Annotated in this window: 18 protein-coding genes; 9 read left to right on the top strand and 9 right to left on the bottom strand. The window is 61.2% G+C overall.

Annotated elements, in window-relative coordinates; translation table 11 throughout:
* Positions 1-201: 201 nt before the first annotated feature.
* The 7 genes from IEX57_RS13145 to IEX57_RS13115 form a co-directional block, all read right to left on the bottom strand.
* Positions 202-969 (bottom strand): MBL fold metallo-hydrolase, encoded by a 768-nt coding sequence (locus IEX57_RS13145; RefSeq protein WP_188704808.1) that lies wholly within the window; start codon positions 967-969, stop codon positions 202-204.
* A 118-nt stretch (positions 970-1087) separates the two neighbouring features.
* Positions 1088-3259: a CHASE2 domain-containing protein gene (locus tag IEX57_RS13140; protein WP_188704807.1), complete on the bottom strand. Its 2172-nt coding sequence runs from the start codon at positions 3257-3259 to the stop codon at positions 1088-1090.
* A 161-nt stretch (positions 3260-3420) separates the two neighbouring features.
* Positions 3421-4056 carry an FHA domain-containing protein gene (locus IEX57_RS13135; RefSeq protein WP_188704806.1) on the bottom strand — a complete coding sequence of 212 codons (636 nt, stop codon included), beginning with the start codon at positions 4054-4056 and terminating at the stop codon, positions 3421-3423.
* 69 nt (positions 4057-4125) lie between these two features.
* Positions 4126-4974, bottom strand: a complete 849-nt coding sequence (locus IEX57_RS13130; RefSeq protein ID WP_188704805.1) for a Stp1/IreP family PP2C-type Ser/Thr phosphatase — start codon at positions 4972-4974, stop codon at positions 4126-4128.
* 300 nt (positions 4975-5274) lie between these two features.
* Positions 5275-5976, bottom strand: a complete 702-nt coding sequence (mtgA, locus tag IEX57_RS13125) for a monofunctional biosynthetic peptidoglycan transglycosylase (RefSeq protein ID WP_188704804.1) — start codon at positions 5974-5976, stop codon at positions 5275-5277.
* Positions 5977-6132: 156 nt separating this feature from the next.
* Complete coding sequence (aroE, locus tag IEX57_RS13120) at positions 6133-6957, bottom strand: shikimate dehydrogenase (RefSeq protein WP_188704803.1); 825 nt, start codon at positions 6955-6957, stop codon at positions 6133-6135.
* 59 nt (positions 6958-7016) lie between these two features.
* Positions 7017-7922 (bottom strand): LysR family transcriptional regulator, encoded by a 906-nt coding sequence (locus IEX57_RS13115; protein ID WP_229709013.1) that lies wholly within the window; start codon positions 7920-7922, stop codon positions 7017-7019.
* A 144-nt stretch (positions 7923-8066) separates the two neighbouring features.
* Between IEX57_RS13115 and IEX57_RS13110 the strand changes: the two genes are divergently transcribed.
* Positions 8067-8855 carry an NAD(P)H-dependent oxidoreductase gene (locus IEX57_RS13110; RefSeq protein WP_188704801.1) on the top strand — a complete coding sequence of 263 codons (789 nt, stop codon included), beginning with the start codon at positions 8067-8069 and terminating at the stop codon, positions 8853-8855.
* Between the two features lie 74 nt (positions 8856-8929).
* On the opposite strand, the gene IEX57_RS13105 is transcribed toward IEX57_RS13110, so the two are convergent.
* On the bottom strand, positions 8930-9382 hold the full coding sequence (locus tag IEX57_RS13105) for a rhodanese-like domain-containing protein (RefSeq protein WP_188704800.1): 453 nt from the start codon (positions 9380-9382) through the stop codon (positions 8930-8932).
* 371 nt (positions 9383-9753) lie between these two features.
* Here IEX57_RS13105 and glnA point away from each other — a divergent pair, with 371 nt between their 5' ends.
* The 8 genes from glnA to ntrC all read left to right on the top strand — a co-directional run bounded on the left by glnA (position 9754) and on the right by ntrC (position 17960).
* Positions 9754-11163, top strand: a complete 1410-nt coding sequence (gene glnA / locus IEX57_RS13100) for a type I glutamate--ammonia ligase (protein ID WP_188698500.1) — start codon at positions 9754-9756, stop codon at positions 11161-11163.
* 227 nt (positions 11164-11390) lie between these two features.
* Entirely contained in the window at positions 11391-11981 is a 591-nt protein-coding gene (locus IEX57_RS13095; protein WP_188704799.1) for an O-methyltransferase, read from the top strand.
* A gap of 90 nt (positions 11982-12071) precedes the next feature.
* Positions 12072-13583, top strand: a complete 1512-nt coding sequence (locus IEX57_RS13090; protein ID WP_188704798.1) for a sensor domain-containing diguanylate cyclase — start codon at positions 12072-12074, stop codon at positions 13581-13583.
* An 89-nt stretch (positions 13584-13672) separates the two neighbouring features.
* On the top strand, positions 13673-14296 hold the full coding sequence (locus IEX57_RS13085; RefSeq protein ID WP_188704797.1) for an HAD-IA family hydrolase: 624 nt from the start codon (positions 13673-13675) through the stop codon (positions 14294-14296).
* A 27-nt stretch (positions 14297-14323) separates the two neighbouring features.
* Positions 14324-14608 carry an Rdx family protein gene (locus IEX57_RS13080; RefSeq protein ID WP_188704796.1) on the top strand — a complete coding sequence of 95 codons (285 nt, stop codon included), beginning with the start codon at positions 14324-14326 and terminating at the stop codon, positions 14606-14608.
* A gap of 26 nt (positions 14609-14634) precedes the next feature.
* The gene (locus IEX57_RS13075; protein WP_188704795.1) at positions 14635-15120 is read left to right on the top strand and encodes a DUF4124 domain-containing protein; all 486 of its coding nucleotides are present in this window, start codon (positions 14635-14637) and stop codon (positions 15118-15120) included.
* Positions 15121-15456: 336 nt separating this feature from the next.
* Positions 15457-16554, top strand: a complete 1098-nt coding sequence (gene glnL / locus IEX57_RS13070; protein WP_188704794.1) for a nitrogen regulation protein NR(II) — start codon at positions 15457-15459, stop codon at positions 16552-16554.
* Positions 16551-17960, top strand: a complete 1410-nt coding sequence (gene ntrC, locus IEX57_RS13065) for a nitrogen regulation protein NR(I) (protein ID WP_188704793.1) — start codon at positions 16551-16553, stop codon at positions 17958-17960. Before glnL ends, ntrC begins: the two co-directional genes overlap by 4 nt.
* Before the next feature lie 154 nt (positions 17961-18114).
* On the opposite strand, the gene IEX57_RS13060 is transcribed toward ntrC, so the two are convergent.
* Positions 18115-18786, bottom strand: a complete 672-nt coding sequence (locus IEX57_RS13060; RefSeq protein ID WP_188704792.1) for a pyrimidine 5'-nucleotidase — start codon at positions 18784-18786, stop codon at positions 18115-18117.
* Between the last annotated feature and the right edge of the window lie 44 nt (positions 18787-18830).

Below are 18830 nucleotides of genomic sequence, written 5' to 3'. Positions count from 1 at the left end.
CACTACTTCATCGCCCGACAATCATCACCAAACCCGCATTAAATATGTATTTAACGCAGAACCCAGCGAAACATTCATGGCAAAAAACCGCACCATGGGATGATACCTTTTTTCAAAGTGGTATTATCACTTACCGCAAGCCGCTGCAGTCATTCGCCGGTTTTTTTCCAGCCAGAGCCGTGTTGCTCCAGGTTAAAAGGGTTAAAAGCGAATCACGTCGCCTTGCAGCAGGCGCTTGAGTTGCAGGCCGGCGCTGGCCTGGCCAGTCAGTTCACGCATGATCAGTTCATGATCAAACGGTTTCAGGTGCGTGATGCGGATGTCCAGCCCGCCCGGCAAAGCCCCCAGTGCCGCCAGCAGCCGTTGCGGCGTGAGGTGCCGGGACGCGCGGGCCAGCGCGGCTTCATGATCGGCAAAGGCAGTTTCGATAATCAGCGTCTGCAGGTTATCCACCGCCGCCACGGCCTGCCAGAACGGCGCATGATCATCAGTATCGCCCGAAAAAACCACAGAGGCCTTGCCGCTATCCATGCGGTAGGCGACGGCCGGTACGGTGTGCAGTACCGGTAATGCCGTCAGTGTCAGTTCACCCAGGGTGAAGGTATCGCCGCGCTCCATGACTTCATAGCGCAACAGGCCGCGGTCCGGGTGCGGGATCTGCGTGAAATCCGGCCAGACCTGCCAGTTGAAGATATGGCGCTGCAAGGTGTCCAGCGCGGACTGGCTGGCATGAACGGTCACTGGCGTAGTGCGCACCGGGGCGACGGTATCAAGCAACAGGGGCAGGCAGGCGATGTGGTCCAGGTGCGCGTGCGTCAGGAACACGTGGTCAATGCGCGCCAGTTCGGCCAGCGGCAAATCTGCCAGACCGGTGCCGGCATCGATCACCACGTTGTCGCCCAGTCGCAGCGAGGTGGTGCGGTTGCCCGCGCCGATCCCGCCGCTACATCCCAAAACCTGCAGTTCCATCCTCTCTCCGCTTGCCGGGCCGCTGCCCGGTGGCTGGTCAGCGCCAAGTTTAACCCCGCTTGCAGGCAGCCTGGCACTGTTTATGTATCAAGTCCGTGGCGCTGGCGCCCGGCTCTTTTTATTTGCTTTCAAAGACATGCACGCCGTCCCAGTCTGCTGGCGGCGGGCTGGCCTGCATGGTTTCAAGCCGCGCTTGCCACAGGCCATACAGCGCGCAGTCGGCCTGGCTGCGCAAGATCTGCAATTGTCGCAACGCCTCAGCCCACTGGCGGGCCCGATACGCCACCAGCACGCCGGCAAAGCCATCGGCCTGGGTCTGCAGCAGCGGGTCGGCCACGCTGGACAATGGCTCATACAGCGTCACGGCGTCTTCGCGGCCTTTCACCCGCACGCGGTCAACCTCGCGGTAGACAAAACCGGGTGCGGCATCCCGCGTGGCGCCCGACACCAGTACCGGTACGCCATAAAACTTGGTCAGGCTTTCGATACGGCTGGATAGATTAACCGCATCGCCCATGGCGGTATAAGTAAGCCGGTAACTTGACCCCATGTCGCCCACTGTGGCTATACCGGTATGCACGCCCACCCCCACCACGACTTGCGGCCAGTTGCGGGCGGCAAAACGCTGGTTGAGCGGGCGGATGGCGGCGACGATATTGAGCGCGGCCAGCACGGCATTGTGGGCGTGCAAAGGGTCCGGAATCGGCGCGCCCCAGAATGCCATCACGCAATCGCCAATGTATTTGTCGATGGTGCCCGGCTGGCCGCTGCGGATGATGGTGGATATCTCGGTCAGGAAGGCATTCATGAACTGGGTGAGTTCTGCCGGCGGCATGCTTTCACTGATCGAGGTAAACCGGCGCACATCCGTGAACAGGATAGAGAGTTCGCGGCTCTGGCCCGCCATGGTGTAGCGGCCCGGGTCTGCGCTCATGCGGTCAACCAGTTCTGGCACCACATACTGGCCAAACAGTTCGCGCAGTTGCGACTGGCGCCGCGTCACAAAGATATAGCCCCAGGCCATGTTGAGTACGTACAACAACAAGACCAATGTGAGGGTTGAGGCAAACGGGAAATCCACATGCTGCACGCGCCACAACCAGACATCACCCGCCGCCAGCACCGCCAGCAACACCAGCACCACCACGGATGACTGCAACGGCGGGCGCCGCGCCAGCAACCAGACCAGCAAGGGCGTGAGCACCGCCAGCAAGACCACTTCGGCCCCGAGCAGGTAACCAGGGCGCGAAGGCAAAGCGCCATCAAGCATGGCGGAAATCAGGTTGGCGTGGATCTCAACCCCCGGGTAGGCCTCGCCCACGGGCGTCACGCGCAAGTCATTCAGGCCGGGTGTGGTCGCCCCCAGCAAGACAATCCGGTTGACCAGGGTGGCCGCCGGGATATTGCCGTTGAGCACATCAATGGCAGAGAAATAATCAAATGAACGCGCGGGGCCGCGATACGGCACGGTGGCGCGTCCGTACCGGTCTACCGCCAGCCGGGTGTGACCGACGTGAAGCGCCTCCAGCTGGGGCACGCCAGCGCCGACTTCAATCACTGGCGAGATCGGCGCTTTACCCAGTGCCTGCTGTACCAGCGCCAATGACAAGGCTGGGTAGTACTGGCCGTCAATCTGCACCAGCAAGGGCACGCGGCGGATCACGCCGTCGGCGTCCACGGTTGGTACAAAATGCCCGCCGGCCGCGGCGGCACGTTGCAATTGCGCCAGGTTGGCACCGTAATGCATGGCTTGAGGGATGGCATTGGCGACGGGCGCCAGATCACCGGCATCCAGCGCGGGCGGCGGCAATACGCCGGCAGAGACGGCCTTGGGGTCCTGGCTGAAATAAAAACCAAGCACGGTATTGCGCTGGGCCAGCGCGGTGGCAAAGCGGGTGTCGGTATCCAGCCGTGGGGCGATGCGGTTCAGCGTCGTGGCAAATTCAGGGACATCTGACAATTCGCCGCTGGCAAGGCGCCGCAGCGTGGCCAGACCGGTGCTGTCATCGGTCTCGGCAAACACCACGTCAAAACCCAGCGCTTTGGCGTGGTCACGCACAAAGACCTGATCGACCAGCCGGGCCACGACATCGCGGCGCCATGGCCAGCGGCCCAGCGCGGCCAGGCTTTTTTCGTCGATATCGATAATGGCAATGCGCGGGTCCGGGCCACTGTCTGCGGCCAGGCGCACCCGGGTGTCATAAAGATAGGCGTCCAGCCGGTCCAGCGCAGGCAGGCGCAAGGCGTTGAGGGCATGTGCCGCCAGCAGCACAAAGCAAAGCAGACCCATGACGATCTGCGGCCAGTGTTTTCTCAGCAAGCGTCACCCTCTGTGTGTTGGCGCATCCAGACAACGGAGGAATGTACGGCAAGTCACCGCACGAGGCCAGCCGCCGCGCGCTGGTGTGGTGATCACACAGAATCGCAGCGTCGGCCCGGCACGGGTGCGGCTTAGCGGTAGAAGAACGCCATCTTCACGCCCGCCAGCTCAATCAGGTCTTCTTCCTTGAGCGGATGGGGCGTGGCGCCGATTTCGCGATTGTTCACCAGGGGACGCTTGGGGCCTTCCACGTGAGAGATCGCGTAACCATCGCTGCGGCGGCCGATCGAGGCCACTTGCTGGCCGGCCTTGCCCAGCGTGGTGCTGGCTTTGTTCAGTTCCACCTCACGACCCGCTGCGCTGCCGGTCAGCACGCGGACCACGCCAATGCGGGCGCCCTTGGGGCGGGCGGCGCTGGTCGGCGGCACCAGCAGTTGCGTTGCCTCAAAGCCATCGGCCGCAGCCGGGCGCGGGGCGGCGTTGCTGGTATGAAAGGTGAAGACATGCTTGCCGATGCGGATCTGGTCGCCATCGTTGAGCTTGCACTGGACAATGCGCTGGCCATTGACGGCGGTGCCGTTGGTGCTGCGCTGGTCTTCAATGACGTATTCGCCGCGCATGCAGCGGATCAGCGCGTGCTCGCCCGAAATCGACAGGTGGTCCACCTGGATTTCATTGTGCGGCCGGCGCCCGATGCGCGTGACATCCGGCTTGAGCTGGAATTCATTGATGTAGTTGCCAGAGAGGCTCAGTATCAATTTAGCCATCGTCTTTCCCGTAATTCCCTTTCGACCTTCTTTATGTTGTACGTCTGGCCGTCATCTCACTGACGCGGCTCATGCCGACGGTTCCTGGCCGTCTTTGTGCAAAAAGTCGTGCAACCAGCCGGGCAACATGTCACGCCACCCATCTCCTGGAAGCTGCCTTTTTATATCGGCGAGCACGACCGAGATATTGTCCTTGCCTCCGGCATTATTTGCCTCCTGGATCAGATATGCGGCGGCCATGGGCAGATTGGTGCGCATTGCAGTGAGCACATCCACAACGGTTGCGACCGGAACATCGTCTGAAAGACCGTCTGAACACAGCATATAGAGGTCACCCACCGCGACGGCGTGCTGGTGCACTTCCACCTCTACGTTCTGGCCGATCCCCACCGCGCGGGTAATCAGGTTGCGGTGTCCGGACATCTCCGCCTCGGCTTCGGTGATCAGCCCCAAGTCGATCTGCTCTTGCAAAAAAGAGTGATCATGCGTGATCTGGTTCAGCGTCTCGCCGCGCAGGCGGTACAGCCTGGAATCCCCCACGTGCGCCACAAACAAACCGCTTTCCCGCCAGAGCGCCACCACCAGCGTGGTGCCCATGCCGCGATACGCCGGATTACTGCTTGCCGCAGCAAATACCGCCAGATTGGCATGCTCGACCGCCGCCACCAGCCGGTTGATCAGCTCGGGTGGCTCGGCGGCTTTACCCGTGTGCTGGGCCTCTGCAGAGCGCAAAAACGCCACCACACTTTGCACCGCCAGCGCACTGGCGACCTCGCCCGCGTTATAGCCACCCATCCCGTCAGCCAGCACGGCAAGGCCATCCCTGGCATCCAGGAAAATGGCGTCTTCGTTATGACCGCGCAAAAGGCCGGTATCGGTTTGACCGAGCATGGTCAGCGCGTGCGAGAAATCAGGCATGGGCCGCTCCAGTGTTGCAGGCCATCGGCATCCGGCAAGGCCGGCCAGTCTGGCTTGCCTGGGGTTACGGGCGGGTTTTGGTTTTTGGCAGCCACGCATTCTAGGGGTTCACCCCGGCCTGGCCAATCAAATCCAGCCAGGCTGTCGGTGGGCGTTGTTTTACTGTCACAGAAAGTGTGCAAGCAGCCCAGCGGCAGTTTTCATGGAACCGTCACATTTCAGCCAGCGCCGCAAACAAAACGGGCAGCCACTGCAAAGCGGCTGCCCGTCTGGCCTGGCGTATTAAACAGGTGTTTCTGATCAGGGGATATCCGCGTAAGGCATGCGGCGCGCAATGATGCTGGTCTTGCGCAGCAAGCGGCGATCATTGCGGTGAGTATCGTAATAGCGTGGATCAGGCACCATGGCCGCCAGCTTGGCCGCTTGCCCCACGCCCAGATTGGCGGCGCCCGTGCGGAAGTAATAGCGCGATGCCGCCTCGGCCCCGTAAATGCCATTACCCCATTCGATCACGTTCAGATAGATCTCGAAGATGCGGCGTTTATCAAGCATCTGTTCCAGCATGACAGTGATGATGGCTTCTTCCAGCTTGCGCCATGGCGTACGGCGGCTGGATAGAAACAGGTTCTTGGCCAGTTGCTGGCTGATGGTCGAACCGCCCGCGACAATGCGCCCCTTTTTCAGGTTCTTTTCCCACGCCGCCTGGATGCCTTCCCAGTCAAAACCGTCGTGATCCAGGAATTTGGCGTCTTCGGACGCCACCAGCGCGCGTTTGAGGTTGGGCGAAATCTGGCTGTACGGCACCCATTTGTGCCGCAACTCGGCCTGCGGGTCGGTCTGTTGCAGCCGCGCCAGGCCTTCTTCCATAAAGGCGGTGTCGTCCGGGTTATGGTCTTTCCACCACCAGACATGCCCGAAAATCCACAGATTCCACACCAGGAACAACAAGAGGATGGCCAGCACAATGCGGCCAAACCACCAGCCAAAAGAATGTTTTTTCACAATGGGTTGCGGCAAGCGCCCGGTAGACAGACAGAGACCGCCGCAGGGACGGTCAACACGATTGCCGCGATTTTAGGCGCCTTGCTTACAAGCCGGCAATGGCGATTTTGTCAGGAAAGGTGTCGCCGCCACACCGCAGCGCCCGCCGGCGTGCGCTTAGCCGGCCAGCCCGGCGCGCATCATGGCCAGCACGGGTTCGACATCCGGCGCGCGGCCGGTCCACAGGCGAAACGCCTCTGCCGCCTGACCAACCAGCATGCCCAGGCCGTCAATCCGCTGCGCCACGCCAGCCTCACGCGCTTGCGCCAGAAAGGCGGTTTCATCCTTGCCATACATCATGTCGTAGGCCAATGCGCCGGTGGCGAAAACGCCCGCTGGCAGCGGTACGCGCTCACCGCCCAGGCTGGCGGAGGTAGCGTTGATCACCACATCAAACTCGCCCTGGATGCCATCAAACCCACACCCCGTCAGCGCGACACCGCTGGCATGCGCTTGCAATAGTGCGGCCAGATCGACCGCTTTGGCGGCACTGCGGTTCGCCACCACGATAGAGGCCGGCTGCGCACTGGCCAGCGGCAACAACACGCCGCGCGCGGCGCCACCTGCTCCCAGCACCAGCACGCGCTTGCCGGTCAGCGTGGTGTGCCGCAGGACATCGGTCACCAGGCCCGCGCCATCGGTGTTGTCACCCAGCAGGCTGCCATCGTCTTGCAGTTTGAGCGTGTTGACGGCACCGGCCACGGCGGCCCGGTCGGTCAGCTGGTCGGCCAGTGCAAACGCAGTCTCTTTGAACGGCACGGTGACATTGCAGCCCTTGCCACCGTCGGCCACAAAGCGGCGCACTGTGCCGGCAAAGTCTTCCAGCGGGGCCAGCAGCCGCTCATAGCTGAAATCAGCCAGCGCACATTGCGCGGCAAACGCGGCGTGGATTTGCGGAGACTTGCTGTGGGCAATCGGGTTGCCGATGACGACGTAGCGCATGGTGTGCAAAACAGGGGTGAACAAGGGGAAACCAAGTGTGGTGCGCCCGGCAAAGCCGGTCAAGCCGCAAGTGATCGCGCCGGCACCACGCCGGGCAGGCCGGCCAGTTCCTGCGCCAGGTAATCCACCAGCAGCCGCACCCGGGTCAGCCCGGCGCGTTCAGGCACAATCAACAAGTTGAGCGGCATGGGTGGCAGGTGGTAATCCGGCAGGATGATCTGCACCTGACCGGCCGCCAGCAGATCGTCCACCAGCCAGACATGCGTGGGCGCCATGCCGCGGCCCGCAGCCAGCGCTGCGCGTGCCGCCAGGCCGTGATCCACCCGCAAGCGGCCGCTACCGGGCACGTTGTGGTGAACGCCATCCGGCCCGGTCAGCAGCAGCATGTCGCTGCCGCTGATGTTCATCATGCGGATGCCTTCTTGCCCGACGAGGTCGGCCGGGGTGTGTGGCTCGCCGTGCGCGGCCAGCCAGGCGGGCGCGGCCATCAGTTTGCGCTGGCTGACGCCCACGGTCCGCAGTTTCAGATTGCTGTCGGTCAGCGTGCCCAGCCGCACCGCCAGATCGACGCCCTCTTCGACCAGGTCTACGCGCTCGTCGGTCAGGCTCAGATCAATATGAATACCGGGATACAGGTCCTGGAAGGCAAAAATCAACCGGCTGACATGCAGCACGCCCAGCGCCGCCGTAGAGGACAGGCGGATCAGCCCTTCCGGCGCCCCGCGGACATCGCGCATTTCATCGCTGGCCTGATCCACCAGCCGCAAAATCTGCGTGCAGTGCTGGTAATAGCGGCGCCCTTCATCAGTCAGCGTGACGCTGCGCGTGGTGCGGCTCAACAGCGGCAAGCCAATGGCGGCTTCCAGATCGTGCAAATGCCGGGTCACGGTGGATTGCCCGACACGCAGCTCCCGCGCTACCGCCGACAAATTGCCGCGTTCGGCCACGCGAACAAACGTGCGCATGCGCTCCAGTGTGATATCGGGCCGGGCTTGACCGGGGTTTGATTTATCCATTTTTCGGCAAAATATTATGCATTCAATGCGTATTCCGGATAAGTCTGGCACGCCCTAACATGGTGGTCAATTCACTCAGCTGGAGCCAACACCATGAAAGTATTGATTGTTTTTGCCCACCCGGAACCCGGGTCACTGAACGCAGCCTTGCGTGATGTGGCCGTTGCCGCGCTGCAAGAAGCCGGCCACGAAGTCCAGGTATCTGACTTGTACGCCATGGGCTGGAAAGCCGCGGTCGATCATGCTGATTTTCCCGCACTGGCCGCGCAAAGCCGGCTCAAGGTCGCGGCCGCCTCGCATGAGGCATTTACCCAGGACTCGCTCACCGCAGACGTCAAGGCAGAGCAGGACAAACTGCGCTGGGCCGATACGCTGATCCTGCAGTTTCCGCTGTGGTGGTACACCATGCCGGCCATCCTGAAGGGCTGGGTTGATCGCGTCTATGCCTATGGCTTTGCCTATGGCGTGGGCGAACATAGCGACCGCTACTGGGGTAACCGTTTTGGCGAAGGCACCATGGCCGGCAAACGCGCCATGCTGATCGTTACGGCGGGCGGCTGGGCCGAGCATTATGGCGAACGCGGCGTCAACGGGCCGATTGATGACCTCTTGTTCCCGATTAACCACGGCATCCTGTTTTACCCGGGATACACCGTGCTGCCGCCGTTTGTGAGTTACCGGGTCGACCGGTTTGACGAGGCGCGCTTTAACCAGACCGCACAGGCCCTGCGCGAGCGCATGCGCACCCTGGAAACCACGCCGCCGATTGCGTTCCGGCGCCAGAACGGCGGCGACTATGTGATCCCGACACTGGAACTGAAGCCTGATCTTGAAGCCGGCGGCACCCAGGGCTTTGCCTTGCACGTCACCCCAGCTGCCTGAGGCAAGGCCAGCAAAAAGGCGTGCCGGTGTTCACCGCACGCCTTTGCCCTTACACCGCACATCCCGCTACAGGATCAGCCTTGCGTCCAGGGCAACTTGTGGCCTTTCCAGCCGTTTTTCTGGCCCCGATGCTGCTGCTCATCCTTGTCGCCTTCAAAGCCTTCCAGGATGTTGTAGGCCTCGGTATAGCCATGTCTGGCGGCCAGCGCGGCGGCATCATGCGAGCGTGCACCGGAACGGCACAGAAACAGCACCACGTTCTGCGGGTCTACCTGGGCTTTCAGTTGCGTGAGGAATTCCGGGTTCAGCGCCATATCCGGATAACGTTTCCATTCAATCAGCAGCGCATCGGGCACGGTGCCGACAAACTGCCACTCGGCATGCGTGCGGACATCAACAATCTTTGCGCCCTGCACCCCTTTGAGCAGCGCCCACGCCTCGTCGGGTGTGACTGCCCCGGAATACGCCAGGGCTGATTCGTTTGCGCGCTGGCGGGCTTTTTCGAGGATATTGCTCACGGTGCTCATGACGGCATTCCTTTGCATTTCAGTCGACAAGAATCAGCGATCAGGCCGTCTGGCGGCCTTGTCATGCAATTCTAGCCCTTCTCTTTGCGTCATGAACAATTCATAAAGCGGTGCACGCGTCGCACTGTTTTGCCCCAAAATAATGCACATTATTGGTGCATCAATACGGTGCATGCACCATATCGGGTTGTATAGGTAAAACCCGCAATACGGCTGATTGTTGTGGCACAATGACTCCGGGCAGGGTAAGTAGCCTGGCACAGTTTCTGCTTCATTACGTTCCGACCCGAGCCGGCAAGGTTCAGTACGCTGAACCGGCAGGCCCGAGACAACACTCATTCAAACTATCTCTTGCACCAAGGAGAGCTCAGATGGCGGTAGCCGACGTACTCAAGTTGATCAAGGAAAACGACATCAAGTTCGTTGACCTGCGTTTCACCGACACTATTGGTAAAGAACAGCACGTGACCGTGCCGTCCCACGTCGTTGACGAAGAATGGTTCGAACACGGCCACGCTTTCGACGGTTCCTCCATCACTGGCTGGAAGGGTATCCAGGCTTCCGACATGCTGCTGATGCCGGACGCATCCACTGCCAACATCGACCCGTTCTTCGACGAACCGACCGTGTTCATGACATGTGACGTGATCGAGCCGGCAACGGGCAAGGGCTATGACCGCGACCCGCGTTCGCTGGCCAAGCGCGCTGAAGCCTACCTGAAGGCATCGGGCATTGGTGACACGGCTTACTTCGGTCCGGAACCTGAATTCTTCATTTTCGACAACGTCCGCTGGAACGCTGACCTGTCCGGTTCCTTCGTCAAGATCGGTTCCGAAGAAGGTGCATGGGCGACTGGCCAGGAATTCGAAGGCGGCAACCTGGGTCACCGTCCGCGTCTGAAGGGCGGCTACTTCCCGGTTCCTCCGGTCGACAGCCATCAAGACATCCGCGCCTCCATGGTGCTGGTGCTTGAAGAACTGGGCGTGCCGGTTGAAGTGTTCCACCACGAAGTGGCGAACGCTGGCCAGAACGAAATCGGTACCAAGTTCAGCACCCTGACCCAACGCGCTGACTGGACCCAGATCCTGAAGTACGTGGTTCACAACGTATCCAACCAATACGGCAAGACCGCCACCTTCATGCCCAAGCCGATCGTTGGCGACAACGGTTCCGGCATGCACGTTCACCAGTCCATCTGGAAAGACGGCAAGAACCTGTTTGCAGGTAACGGCTACGCTGGCCTGTCTGAAACTGCCCTGTTCTACATCGGCGGTATCATCAAGCACGCTCGCGCCCTGAACGCCATTACCAACCCGGGTACCAACTCGTACAAGCGTCTGGTTCCGCACTTCGAAGCACCGGTGAAACTGGCTTACTCCGCCAAGAACCGTTCCGCCTCGATCCGCATTCCGCACGTTGCGTCCGACAAGGCTCGCCGTATCGAAACCCGTTTCCCGGATCCGCTGGCCAACCCGTACCTGTGCTTCGCTGCACTGATGATGGCCGGTCTGGACGGTATCCAGAACAAGATCCACCCGGGCGATCCGGCAGACAAGAACCTGTACGATCTGCCGCCGGAAGAAGACAAGCTGATCCCGACTGTGTGCGCATCCCTGGACGAAGCCCTGGACGCACTGGACAAGGATCGCGAGTTCCTGACCCGTGGCGGCGTGTTCACTGATGAGTGGATCGACTCCTACATCGAACTCAAGCAGAACGATGTGAACAAGATCCGCATGTGGACTCACCCGGTCGAGTTCGACATGTACTACTCCCTGTAATGACCCCGCCTGCTCCGGCAGGCTGTCATTGCAAAAAAACCCGCTCAGGCCTCACGGCCGGGCGGGTTTTGTTTTATGTACTCTGACGCTGGTCCACCATAGCCTCACGCAAGTCGGCCCATCAGGCACCTTGTGCTTGAGTCCTTGCTCTTTGTGGTGTTGACTGAAATTGTTGCGCCGCATCACAACCATGACACGCCCGTCCTGATCAGCAAGGTCCATGATCCATGCATGACGCTTTAGCGGCCCTCAAAGCCGAGCTTGAACAATTTGGCGAGTCCAACGATAGCCAGCAGACAGAGCGTGGCCGGCGCATGCTCAATATCACGCGGGATACCGGTGAGTTTCTGGCAGTGATGGTGCTGGCAACCCACGCCCGGCGCATTCTGGAGATCGGCACATCCAACGGGTACTCCACACTCTGGCTGGCCGAGGCTGCGCATGTCACGGGCGGGCTGGTGACCACCGTGGAGCATGCCGAAGACAAGATCGCCATGGCTAGCGCCAATTTCGCCCGCACCAGCTTGTCTGGCCAGATCAACCTGGTTCATGACGATGCCGGCCGTTATCTGGCAGAGGTGCATCCGGCCTCTTGTGATCTGTTGTTTCTGGATTCTGACCGTCACCAGTACCTGGACTGGTGGCCGCTCTTGCAGCGCGCGTTGCGGCCCGGTGGTGTGCTGATTGTGGACAACTTCATATCGCACAAAGCCGAAATGACGGATTTTTACACACTCGCACAATCAGACCCGGCTTTCAGCACCAGTATTGTTGCTGTAGGCAAGGGTGAGTTAGTCGCCGTAAAGCACCCTGATTGAAACCGAATAGCAGCACGCTATTTCCTTACCAATCAAGAAAGAGTACCCTCGCTGGGCTGTGCGTTGCCCCTATCCATTCACCGGTTCTGCATGTTTACATTTCATTCGCCACTTCGCTCCCGCTTGCGGTACTTCCTGCCCCTGCTGATCATTCAGGTTTTGAGCGGCTGGTTAAGTGTCGGCGCCGGTGCCTTGCCGGGCGAAAGCGTCGCCGCCATCTGGTTGCCCAGCGGGGTTGGCGTGGTGACGCTGCTGGTGTTGGGGCAACCGGGTTTGCTGGGCGTCTGGCTGGCCAGTTTGCTGGTCACCATCCCGGTCACCGCGCAACTGACCGGGCTGGGCATGGCCTGGCGCATGGGGCTGGCAGCGGCCGCGCTGGATGCCTTGCAGGCCTGGCTGGCCATGCGCGCCTGGCGCATTCATGAAACCCGCCATCACGCCAATTTTTTACGCCAGCCGCAGGATCTGATCTGGTTCTGGTTCTGGGTATGTACGGTGCCGGCGCTGGCCACCGCCCCGTTCATGACCTTGCTGCAATGGAGCTGCCACGCGCTGCAAGACCCGTCCCTGAGCGGCGTGGCGCGTCATTTCCTGATGCTGGTGTTATCCAACATTGCCGGCATCTTGCTGGCCACCCCGGTTTATGTGCTCTGGCGTGATCGCGGCCGCTGGGACCTGCGCTGCAATGCCCTGCGCCACTTGTGGCCGGTGGCGCTGATCGGCCTGATTCTGGCGGGCGCCTTGCTGATCTACCCGCCCGCCCTGGCCTTGCTGTTGCCGGTGCTGCTGGCGACCACGGTGCGCTTTCGTCTGCCCGGCATGGTGGTTGCCATGCTGGCCACTGCGGTGATTATCTCTGCCGCGACGGTGTTTCATATCGGCCCGTTCGTGCACGGCGACTCGTTGATGGTGTTCATCAACCTGCAGCTGTTCCTGTTCTCGACCACCATCATGCTGCAGTACCTGGCGCTGGCGCAGGAGCTGATCAAGCGTCACCGCGTGCAACTGGAGTCTGAAGTCGCCGCCCGTACCGAGGCCCTGGCGCAGGCCAACGAGCGCCTGAAAGAACTGGCCACCACCGACGAGCTGACCGGTGCGCCCAACCGCCGTGAATGGCAACGCCGTTGCGCCCAGGCCGTGCTGATGGCCCGCCGCCAGGACACGCCGTTGTCGATCCTGCTGCTGGATCTGGATCACTTCAAAATGGTCAACGATACCCACGGCCACCTGGTCGGGGACTTGATGCTGCGCGCCGTGGCCAATACCTGCCGCGAGACCCTGCGCGCCAGTGACAGCTTCGGGCGCTGGGGTGGCGAGGAATTCGTCGTGGTCCTGCCTGATACCTCGCTGGCCGACGCCGAACAAGTGGCAGAGAAACTGCGCATTGCCATCGCTGCCACGCATGTGCCGCTGGATGGCGGTTTGTACGTGCGCATTACGTCCAGCATGGGCGTCGCCCGCCTGCGCCCCAGCGACAACGACCTGGATGACCTGCTGACCCGGGCCGATCACGCGCTTTACCACGCCAAGGAATACGGCCGGAACCGCGTGGTGCTGGAAACCGAACTGCCGGCCAACGATTTACCGGCAAAGCACGGATAACCGGCCGCCCCTGCCCGCCCCTTGCCCTGCGCAACCACGCTCATCCTGGCTACAATAACGGTCCCATCCGCATAACCCGGCTTTGACCCATGAGCGTGCGTGCAGTTGTTTTCGATTTTGGCGGCGTCCTGTTTGACTGGAACCCGGAGTACCTCTACAGCAAGCTGATTCCCGATGCCGCGGAACGCCAGTGGTTCTTGCAGCATGTCTGCAATGGCGACTGGAACCTGCAGCAAGACGCGGGCCGCACGCTGGCCGATGCCACAGCGGCACTCATCGCGCAGTACCCGGATCACGCCGAACTCATCCGCGCCTTTTATGGCCGCTGGCCAGAGACGCTGGCCGGCGTCCTGCCTGAAGGCATCAAGCTGATGGAAGACCTGGAACAGGCCCAGGTGCCGCTGTACGGCCTGACCAACTGGTCTGACGAGACCTTCCCTTACGCTTGGGAGCACTATCCGTTTTTGCATCGCTTCAAGGACATCGTGGTGTCCGGCCGGCTCAAGATCGTCAAACCTGATGCCGCCATCTACCACGAGATGTTCCGCCGCATTGCCAAAGACCTGCCCGACCTGCAACCGGCCGAACTGGTATTTATTGACGATAACGCGGCCAACGCACAGGCGGCTCGCGCGTTAGGCTGGCATGGCATTCATCATGTCAGCGCGGCAAAGACCGAAGCCGCCCTGCGTGAACTGGGCCTGACTTTCTGATCCAACCGTTCTTGACCGGAGCAACCCATGGCAACCGCGACCCGCGTGAGCATTCTTTACTGCACGCAATGCAACTGGCTGCTGCGTTCTGCGTGGCTGGCGCAGGAACTGCTGTCGACTTTTGCTGACGAACTGGGCGAAGTGGCTTTGCAGCCCGGTACCGGTGGCGTGTTTGTCGTGCAGTGCGGCGATCAGGTGATCTGGGACCGTAAAGTGGAAGGCCGTTTTCCTGAAGCCAAAGAATTAAAACAGCGCGTTCGTGATTTGATCGCGCCAGACCGGCCGCTTGGTCATAGTGACCGCCCGAGCTGAACGAGGCTGTGTTAAGGTTCCGCCCCATGTCCAGTTTTCCCGTTTTCCGTTTTGCCGCCCTGACTACGCTGGCCCTGCTGGCCGCGTCTGCCTACGCCGACATTTACAAGTCTGTCGATGCCGACGGCCGCGTCACGTTCTCCAACATTCCCATGAAGGGCGCGGTCAAGGTGTATACCGACCCCATCCCCATGGGCAGCAGCAAGGTGCATGGCAAATCGGGCGGCGGCAGCAAAGTCACCGCCCCCAGCCCGGCTGATTTTCCGCGCGTGGATGCAGCCACCCAGAAATCCCGCGATACCAACCGCCGCCAGATTCTGACTGACGAGCTGGCCACCGAACAGCAAGCGCTGTCTGATGCCCGCAAGGCGCTGGCCGATGCCCAGACCAGCACCGATGCCCAGAACAATCCGCAAAAGTATCAGGAGCGGGTCTCCCGCCTGCGGGACAACGCCACCCTGCACGAGAAAAACGTAGCCGCCTTGCAACAGGAAATGGCGCGCGACCGCTGATCCGCACCTTTGTATCTGCCCAAACGCCCGCCTTTGCGGGCGTTTTGTTTTGTATCGCCCGGTTTTGATTCCTGCCGCGCCCCATCCTGAACCACGTTCCTCACCGACCAACGCCAGATTGATCCCCATACGGGGGCAATGCACCAGTTCGAACCCTATAATGCACCGTATAAGTGCATTGTCTGGTTTGCAGGCGCCCAAATATCCATTTGTGGCGTGTCTGGGGCTGGCCCGCTAATTGCTTAATCATCCCGCATGAAAGAAGCGGCGGGCCGTCACAAGCGACCACGCCAGGCTTCGCGCCTGATTGATCCACGTTTTCATAGACCGCACCCTATGACCAAAAGCCCTATTCCTGCCATTTTTGCCGGACTGGAATTTCTTGATGCGGCGGTATTGGCCACGCGCGACGACGGCGCGCTGGTCTATTACAACCCTGCCGCAGCAGATTTTCTGGGCTTGCGTGACGACTGCCTCGGCATGGCGCTGACAGAGTGTCTGGGCCCCGAGAACCCCGTCGCCCAGGCACTGGCCAATGCCAGCATCAACAACATCAGCCTGACCGAGCACGAAATTGCGCTCAACACCACGCATGGCGAGGTGTATGTCTCGCTGACCGCCAGCCCGATTGAATGCGCTGAAGCGGCGGCGATGGCGGAAATCCGCCAGATTGATCAGCAACGCAAGATCGCCAACGAGGAGCGCCTGCAAGCACAGCAGCAGGCCAACCGTGAGCTGATCCGCAACCTGGCGCACGAGATCAAGAACCCGCTCGGCGGCATTCGCGGCGCGGCGCAGTTGTTGTCGCGTGAATTGCATGACCCGCAACTGAAGGAATACACGCAGGTCATCATCGAGGAATCACAGCGCCTGCAAAGCCTGCTTGACCGCTTGTTGACGCCGCATCGCTTGCCGCAACTGGCGGAGTTGTCGATCCACGAAGTGCTGGAACGCGTACGCAGCCTGATGCTGGCCGAGACGCCCAATGGCCTGGCGATCAAGCGCGACTATGACACCAGCCTGCCGTCGTTGATTGGCGATCGCGAACAACTGATCCAGGCCGTCCTCAACATCATGCGCAACGCCATCCAGGCCATGGACGGCGTGGGCGAGATCATGCTGCGCACGCGGGTGGCGCGTCAGGTCACGCTGAACCGTCAGCGCTACCCGATCGCCATCCAGCTGCAGATCATCGACAACGGCCCGGGGATTCCCGAGCACCTGAAAGAAACGCTGTTTTACCCGCTGGTGTCCGGCCGGCCAGGCGGAACAGGGATCGGCCTGCATCTGGCGCACACCTTTATCAACCAGCATCACGGCACCATCGATTTCGACAGCCGCCCCGGTTATACCTGTTTCAACATGCTGCTGCCGCTCAATGGCTGGCAGGGATTTGACAAGACAACTACAACCAAAGCCACGGAGCATCCATGAGTACTGTCTGGGTCATCGACGACGATCGTTCCATTCGATGGGTCTTCGAAAAAGCGCTCGCTCGTGAAAACATCGCACACGCGTCTTTCGCCTCCGCTACCGAAGCCCTGGCCCGTCTGGGCCGTGAAGTACCCGAAGCCATCGTGTGCGATATCCGCATGCCCGGCGAATCGGGCCTGACCTTTCTGGAACTGGTCAAAAAGGATTATCCCGGCTTGCCGGTCATCATCATGACCGCGCATTCAGACCTGGAAAGCGCCGTTTCGGCCTTCCAGGGGGGCGCATTTGAATACCTGCCCAAGCCGTTTGACGTGGACCAGGCCATTGCCCTGATCCAGCGTGCGCTGCAAGAAGGCGCGCGCCAGGGCGGTACGGAAGAAGCGCCGGTCTCCAACCCGGATATCCTGGGTCAGGCACCGGCCATGCAGGACGTGTTCCGCGCCATTGGCCGGCTGTCGCAATCGGCCGCCACAGTGCTGATCACCGGTGAATCCGGCGCGGGTAAAGAACTGGTGGCACGCGCCTTGCATCGCCACAGCCCGCGTTCGGCCAAGCCGTTCATTGCCATCAACACGGCAGCGATTCCCAAAGACTTGCTGGAGTCAGAACTGTTCGGCCACGAACGCGGTTCGTTCACCGGCGCCGAGGCCCGTCGTCAGGGCCGCTTTGAGCAAGCCGAAGGCGGCACGCTGTTTCTGGATGAAATCGGTGATATGCCGGCGGACCTGCAAACGCGTCTGTTGCGGGTGCTCTCTGACGGGTATTTCTACCGCGTCGGCGGTCAGGCGCCGATCAAGGCCAATGTGCGCGTGATTGCCGCCACCCACCAGAATCTGGAAGAGCGCGTCAAACAAGGCGCATTCCGGGAGGACTTGTTCCACCGCCTGAACGTGATCCGTCTGCGCCTGCCGGCGCTGCGTGAACGCCGTCAGGATATTCCGCTGCTGGCCCGCCACTTCTTGTCCCGTTCTGCGGCAGAACTGGGCGTGGAATCCAAACGCCTGTCTGAAGACGCCATGACGGCGCTGAGCAACTTCAGCTTCCCGGGCAACGTGCGGCAACTGGAAAACCTGTGCCACTGGATCACCGTGATGGCGCCGGGTGCGATTGTTGAAGCGGGCGATTTGCCGCCGGAAATCAACGAAAGCCCGGAAACGCTGGATGGCGTGACCCTGGTTGGCGGAGGCGACTGGCGCGCTGCGCTGGCGGCCGATATTGGTGGGCGTCTGGCCAAAGGCGAGAGCCGCGTGCTGGACGAGATCATGCCTGCCTTTGAGCGGACAGTCATCGAAAGAGCGCTGGCACATACTGGCGGCAAACGGATTGAAGCGGCAGAATTGCTGGGATGGGGTCGCAATACGCTGACCCGCAAGATCCAGGAACTGGGTATGGATGACGAAGTGTAAACGGTTCGTTTTGCGCACCTGCCAGTACGTGGGGCGCATCGTTTACGCGCGACGGGGCGACGCAAGCATGGGCGCCGCCCCGAAGAGGCCGGGAAACCGGCCCTTTGTTTTTTGTGCCTTGCCGCGCGCCACGCACGCGCCAGCCCTGCCCCGGTTACAAGCCGACCGCGCCGGCCAGTTGCCGCCAGTGCTGCGGCAATGCATCCAGCCGCCGCAGCAGCACATCCACACTGGCATGCCCCCGCCGGTGCGGCCGCAACCAGACCGTCTTCATGCCCAGCCGCCGCGCCATGCGCAGGTTATCCAGCGAGTCTTCCACCAGGATGCACTGCGCCGGTTGCAGGTGGTAACGCCGCAAAATATGGCGAAACGCGGCCGGCTGTGGCTTGGGGCTGAAGCGGCCATGCTCAATGGCATGAATCCCGGCAAACTCACGCTCAATCCCCAAGCCCTTCACCATGGCCTCGGCATAGCGGCGCGCGCCATTGGTAAACAAGATCTTGCGCCCTGGCAGGCGGGCCAGGGTGCGGCGCAGACCCGGCATCGGGTGATATTGCGCGGTCAGCTCTGCCAGCGGGTGAGACGCGGCCAGAAAATCATGCGCCTTGATTGCATGCGGATAATGGCGCAACAAGCCCAGCAACGTCGCCCCGTAGCGGTGCCAGTAACCGGTACGCAGGGTGGTTGCGGTGTCGGCATCCACGCCCAGCATCTGCTCCATATAACGGTTCATGGCCGCGTCAATCACCGGGAAAGCGTGGCGGCTGGCGTTGTGCAGCGTGTTATCCAGATCAAATAGCCACACCGGGTAGCGAGAGGCGTGCATGCAACTCCATCAAGGTTGGATACGGCTCATGAAAAAAGCCGGCA

Origin of the sequence: Silvimonas iriomotensis (assembly GCF_014645535.1) — a bacterium.
GTDB classification, from domain to species: Bacteria; Pseudomonadota; Gammaproteobacteria; order Burkholderiales; family Chitinibacteraceae; genus Silvimonas; species Silvimonas iriomotensis.
This window is presented reverse-complemented; position numbering and strand designations above follow the sequence as displayed.

What these genes read in the sequence shown, in the direction of transcription:
- IEX57_RS13145 (WP_188704808.1), bottom strand. Translation starts at nt 969, where the DNA reads ATGGAACTGCAGGTTTTGGGATGTAGCGGCGGGATCGGCGCGGGCAAC.
- IEX57_RS13140 (WP_188704807.1), bottom strand. Translation starts at nt 3,259, where the DNA reads ATGGGTCTGCTTTGCTTTGTGCTGCTGGCGGCACATGCCCTCAACGCC.
- IEX57_RS13135 (WP_188704806.1), bottom strand. Translation starts at nt 4,056, where the DNA reads ATGGCTAAATTGATACTGAGCCTCTCTGGCAACTACATCAATGAATTC.
- IEX57_RS13130 (WP_188704805.1), bottom strand. Translation starts at nt 4,974, where the DNA reads ATGCCTGATTTCTCGCACGCGCTGACCATGCTCGGTCAAACCGATACC.
- aroE (WP_188704803.1), bottom strand. Translation starts at nt 6,957, where the DNA reads ATGCGCTACGTCGTCATCGGCAACCCGATTGCCCACAGCAAGTCTCCG.
- IEX57_RS13115 (WP_229709013.1), bottom strand. Translation starts at nt 7,922, where the DNA reads ATGCGCACGTTTGTTCGCGTGGCCGAACGCGGCAATTTGTCGGCGGTA.
- IEX57_RS13110 (WP_188704801.1), top strand. Translation starts at nt 8,067, where the DNA reads ATGAAAGTATTGATTGTTTTTGCCCACCCGGAACCCGGGTCACTGAAC.
- IEX57_RS13105 (WP_188704800.1), bottom strand. Translation starts at nt 9,382, where the DNA reads ATGAGCACCGTGAGCAATATCCTCGAAAAAGCCCGCCAGCGCGCAAAC.
- glnA (WP_188698500.1), top strand. Translation starts at nt 9,754, where the DNA reads ATGGCGGTAGCCGACGTACTCAAGTTGATCAAGGAAAACGACATCAAG.
- IEX57_RS13095 (WP_188704799.1), top strand. Translation starts at nt 11,391, where the DNA reads ATGCATGACGCTTTAGCGGCCCTCAAAGCCGAGCTTGAACAATTTGGC.
- IEX57_RS13090 (WP_188704798.1), top strand. Translation starts at nt 12,072, where the DNA reads ATGTTTACATTTCATTCGCCACTTCGCTCCCGCTTGCGGTACTTCCTG.
- IEX57_RS13085 (WP_188704797.1), top strand. Translation starts at nt 13,673, where the DNA reads ATGAGCGTGCGTGCAGTTGTTTTCGATTTTGGCGGCGTCCTGTTTGAC.
- IEX57_RS13080 (WP_188704796.1), top strand. Translation starts at nt 14,324, where the DNA reads ATGGCAACCGCGACCCGCGTGAGCATTCTTTACTGCACGCAATGCAAC.
- IEX57_RS13075 (WP_188704795.1), top strand. Translation starts at nt 14,635, where the DNA reads ATGTCCAGTTTTCCCGTTTTCCGTTTTGCCGCCCTGACTACGCTGGCC.
- glnL (WP_188704794.1), top strand. Translation starts at nt 15,457, where the DNA reads ATGACCAAAAGCCCTATTCCTGCCATTTTTGCCGGACTGGAATTTCTT.
- ntrC (WP_188704793.1), top strand. Translation starts at nt 16,551, where the DNA reads ATGAGTACTGTCTGGGTCATCGACGACGATCGTTCCATTCGATGGGTC.
- IEX57_RS13060 (WP_188704792.1), bottom strand. Translation starts at nt 18,786, where the DNA reads ATGCACGCCTCTCGCTACCCGGTGTGGCTATTTGATCTGGATAACACG.